This window comes from Synechococcus sp. H55.9 (genome assembly GCF_047462355.1).
Lineage (GTDB): Bacteria > Cyanobacteriota > Cyanobacteriia > Thermostichales > Thermostichaceae > Thermostichus.
Map to the genome: position 1 here is coordinate 5426 of NZ_JANSJB010000037.1, position 2060 is coordinate 7485.

The window sequence follows — 2060 nt, forward strand, 5'->3', positions numbered from 1 at the left end:
CGCTCAAAGCCGGTGCGGATCCCTTTGGCGGCTACGTCCTGCTGCAGAACAATGTCCAGGTGATCCTGCTTACGTTCGGAGATGGGAGGTGGGGAAGCGACCATGGTCTGGGTGGAAGATTGTCCAATCTATATACCCTACATGCCAGAACAGCATTGCCCGAAGACGACCCGCGGTTGTCTATGATGTGGGCGGGATCCCAACCGGACAGCCATGCAACCCTTGCACATCTTGCTGGCAGAAGGCAACCCCCATCTGCGCAGCTTGCTGGGTTGGCACTTGCAACAGGCGGGGCACCCAGTTTGGCAAGCAGAGACCATCCGCCAGGCTAAAACCCTGCTGCAGCAGCAGCCCATCCACCTGCTGATTTTGGATGCAGAGCTGTCCAACCGCGGCGGCCTGCAATTGTGCCGCTGGGCCCATCGCCAGTGCGATCTGCTGATTTTGCTGCTCTCCCAGCGGGGATCCGAAGCCGACATCATCACCGGGCTGGAAGCCGGGGCCGACGCTTACCTCACCAAGCCCCTCAGCCTGCCCCTGTTAGACGCCCATATTCAGGCCCTGACCCGCCGGCTGCGTCGCCGTATCCCTCCCACTTTTCTGCAGTATGGGGATCTCAAAATCGACCTGGTGCAACGGCGCGTCACCTTGGCCGGGGAAGGGATCGACCTCACGCCTCAGGAGTTCAGCCTGCTGATGGTGCTGGTGCAGGCAGACGGGGATCCCGTCTCTCGGCTGGAACTGCTGGAGCGAGCGTGGCCGGATTCCACCGATAACCCCCGCACCGTTGATACCCACATCCTCTCGTTGCGCAAAAAGCTGGAACGGGATCCGCGCCAGCCCAGCTTGATCCAGACAGTGCGCAATGTCGGCTACTGCTTTGGCCTCAATCCCCCCCTGCTACAGGAGCAGAAAACCCGGCCAGCCGCTGTCGGGGGTTCCGGAGCTGGCCCCTACGTCCGAGGAGAGCCAGGATCCCCGTCTGGATCGCTCAGTCGCGGCAAAGACCGGCGCACCCGCTGCTCCAAAGCCAGATTGCGACGTTGACGGCTGAGCTGCAGGGCCGCCTGCAAATCAAAGAGAGCTGTCTCTCTATCCCCCATGTTCCAGTAGGCCAGCCCCCGTTCGTACAGGCCGTACTCGTCGGAGCGGTCGATGCAGTTTATGTCCGCTTCCCGGCGAAAAGCCCGCTCGTAGTCGTCCAAAGCCGCTTTGATCTCCCCCAGCGCATAGAGAAGGTTGCCCCTGCTGTAAAGGGCGTTGGGCTGCTGCGGTTCTATTTCTAGGCTGCGGCTGAGGTCGGCAACGGCCTCGCCATAGCGATCGGCCCAAGCATAGGCAACGCCCCGCCGATAGTAATGGGCCGGAGAGGGATCCCAGCGGATGGCCTGCGACCAATCGGACAAAGCCGCCTCCCATTCGCCCAGGTAGCCGTACACCGTAGCGCGGCAGGCATAGGCGGGCGCCGAGGTGGGATCCCGACGAATGGCCTCGTCCAGGTGAGTTAGAGCTGAAGACAGGGATCCCTGTTGCATAAGCAGGTTGGCCAAGCGGAGGTGGTGGGGGGCGTTGGGGTGTAGGCGCACCAGCTCGGTCAACTCCGCCGTTGCCCCCTGCAGATCCCCTTGCGACTGGCGAATCAGGCCGCGGTAAAGGTAGGGTTCTGGCCGGCGCGGGGCCAACCGGGTGGCCTGGTCGAAGTCCGCCAGCGCCTGGGGAAGCTGGCCGAGTTCGAGGTAAGCTTGGCCCCGCAGGAGGTGGGCGTTGGTCAAATGGGGATCCTGTTGCAGCGCCAGGTTGAGCTGCTCGACGGCCCCTATCAGATCCCGGTTCAGCCACCGCTCGCGACCGCGGTTGTAGGCCAAGATGGCGGGGCGGGTAAAGGCAGAAATGGCTGCCGCACTGGCCAGACCCATCACCGCCAAGAGGCGATCCTGCCGCCAACTGGCCAGGCCCCCCAGCAGCAGGGCAGCCACGACCAACAGGCGCAAACCGGCAGAGTCGTGGGCTTTGAGCATGGCATCAACCCGGAGCCGTTTGAATCTGTTTTTCTGATTCTG

2 protein-coding genes are annotated in these 2060 nt (G+C 62.9%); one reads left to right on the forward strand and one right to left on the reverse strand.

Annotated elements, in window-relative coordinates; all coding sequences use genetic code 11:
* Positions 1 to 213: 213 nt before the first annotated feature.
* Positions 214 to 1047, forward strand: a complete 834-nt coding sequence (locus tag NW857_RS06545) for a response regulator transcription factor (protein WP_414347880.1) — start codon at positions 214 to 216, stop codon at positions 1045 to 1047.
* Here the strand turns inward: NW857_RS06545 and NW857_RS06550 are convergent.
* Positions 954 to 2018, reverse strand: coding sequence for a tetratricopeptide repeat protein (locus tag NW857_RS06550; protein WP_414333044.1), 1065 nt, complete (start codon positions 2016 to 2018; stop codon positions 954 to 956). The two genes, NW857_RS06545 and NW857_RS06550, sit on opposite strands and share 94 nt — an antisense overlap.
* Between the last annotated feature and the right edge of the window lie 42 nt (positions 2019 to 2060).

Excerpts from the sequence above, each read along its gene's own strand:
- NW857_RS06550 (WP_414333044.1), bottom strand. The coding sequence starts at position 2,018 with ATGCTCAAAGCCCACGACTCTGCCGGTTTGCGCCTGTTGGTCGTGGCT.
- NW857_RS06545 (WP_414347880.1), top strand. The coding sequence starts at position 214 with ATGCAACCCTTGCACATCTTGCTGGCAGAAGGCAACCCCCATCTGCGC.